This is a genomic window from Actinoplanes sp. NPDC048791 (assembly GCF_040650095.1).
Taxonomy (GTDB): Bacteria; Actinomycetota; Actinomycetes; order Mycobacteriales; family Micromonosporaceae; genus Actinoplanes.
This window is the reverse complement of record NZ_JBEZGQ010001252.1, coordinates 1-2168: the sequence shown is the minus strand read 5'-3', so window position 1 is coordinate 2168 and position 2168 is coordinate 1. Positions and strand designations below refer to the sequence as shown.

Here is a 2168-nt window from a genome sequence, read left to right as displayed (position 1 = left end):
CGATCGCCACCCGCCGGCCGCACCGGGTCCTCGAGGCCCTGGAGAACCGGGCGGGTGAGGTCCACTGGTGGACGCTCGCCGTGTCGGTCCCGGTCCCCTCGCTCGGTGAGCAGTTGTTCATCGTCCCCACCACGCCGTGGCGGCTGGACGCCGAAGCCGCCCGCGAGCGTCAGGCGGTCGAGATCACCGAGCTCGACGCCCGGCACCGGACAGGGCTGCCGACGATCATCGCCGGTGACCTCAACGCCGGCCCCGACGCGTCGAACATCCGGTATCTGAGCGGCCTGCAGGCTCTGCACGGGCGCAGCGCGCACTATCACGACGCCTGGGCCGTGGCCGGTGACGGACCCGGCCACACCTGGACAGTGGACAATCCGCTGGCCGCCGCCGAGATCGGACGAGTGATCGGTCAGCCCGGTCACCGCCGGCGGATCGACTACGTGTTCGTCGGCTCCGCGCACGCCCACCCCCGAACCCGTGCCCGGATCATGGCCGCCCGGCTGATCGCCGACCGCCCGGTGGACGGGGTGTGGCTCAGCGATCACGCCGGCGTGGTGGTCGACCTCGACGTGGAGATCGACGCACCGTCATGATGGCACTACGGCACGCCGACGGCACCCCACCGCACGCGGTACGGTGACCCGACGACGGGCTGCCGGCCGCACCCTTCCGGGCCCATCGAGCACCCGGCCGGACCGCGAGCGCATGCGCCCGGATGCTCCACGCTCGATACGCCCCCGGGATTCCCGCACCTTGTGAGCCGGCGCCCGGCAGCGCAGGAGTAAGACCAGGGCCGCAGGGCCGTTTGGCGATGCGTGAGGATGCGGAGGCTGAGGATGACGGCGCGCGACGTCCACGGCGCGACCAGCCTCGGTCAGGATGCCGCAGCTTGCGCATTGCGCCGGATCCTGGCCCCACGATCGATCGCCGTCGTCGGCGCGGGACGACGGCGCGGCGGTCCCGGGCACGAGATCATCCGCGCGCTCCGCGACTACGGCTTCCCGGGCCGGCTCCACGCGGTCAACGGTTCCGGCCGCCCGGTGTGCGGTGTGCTCGCCCACCGCGCCGTCACCGACCTGCCCGGCCCCGTCGATCTGCTGGTGGTCGCCGTGGACACCGACGACATCGCGGACGTCCTGAGCGACGCCGGCGGGCTCGGCGTGCGCGGCGCCGTCCTGCTGGGCACCGGCCCGCCCGGCGGCGATTTGTGGGGTGACGGGCAGCGACGGGAGATCCTCCGGATCGCCCGCCGGCACCACATCCGGCTGCTCGGCCCGGGCTGCCTCGGCGTCCTCAACACAGATCCACGGGTACGGCTGAACGCGAGCCTGTCGCCGCTGCGCCCGCCCAGCGGCGGCCTCGCCCTGGCGGTGCGGTCCGGTGCCGTCGGCATCACGCTGCTGGCCGACTCGGTACGCGAGCACTGCGGCATCTCGAGCCTCATCTCCCTCGGCGACGCGATCGACCTCTCGGGGCGCGACCTGCTCGACTACTGGCTCGACGACCCGGCCACCCGCGCGGTCGCCCTGTCCCCCGACGCGGTCAGCGACCCGGCCGGCTTCGCCCGGGCCGCGTGGTTCCTCAGCCGGCGCAAGCCCGTGCTGGCGATCACCGGCGCCGCTGATCCCGTACGGGAGGAACTGCTCGCCGAGGCCGGCGTCATCCGTACCGCGAGCGTCGGCGAAACGCTCGACACCGCCCGGATCCTGGTGGACCAGCCGCTGCCCGGCAGCAACCGGATGGCGATCGTCGGCAACGCCGGCGGCCTCACGGCCCTGGCGGCTGACCGGGCCCGGACGTACGGGTTCGACGTCGTGCCGCTGAGCTGGGCGACCCGCGCCCAGCTCCCGGCCTCCGCCGGACCGGACAGTTGCGGTAATCCGGTCGACCTGGGCATCGACGCGCGCCCGGCGCGGCTCGCCGACGCCGTCGAGACTGTCGCGATCAGCGGCGAGATCGACGTCCTGCTCCTGGTCCTGGTCGGCACCCGCGCGACCGTGCTCGCCGCCCACCTGGCCGCCCTGGCCCCGATCCTCGATGACCATCCGCGTCTCACCATCGCCGCGATCAGCACCGGCGGCACCGCCGAAGCGCACCGGTTCGGCCGGACCACCGTCCCGCTCTTCCGCGAGCCGGAGCAGGCCCTCCGGGCGCTGGCCCACGCCCGC

At 74.1% G+C, this 2168-nt stretch carries 2 protein-coding genes; both read left to right on the top strand.

All coding sequences use genetic code 11. From position 1 onward, the window contains the following. A partial coding sequence (locus AB0C29_RS45030; RefSeq protein WP_360834034.1) for an endonuclease/exonuclease/phosphatase family protein occupies nucleotides 1-593 on the top strand: 593 nt, incomplete at its 5' end. 243 nt (nucleotides 594-836) lie between these two features. Then, on the top strand, nucleotides 837-2168 hold a 1332-nt coding region (locus AB0C29_RS45025), incomplete at its 3' end, for a CoA-binding protein (RefSeq protein ID WP_360834032.1).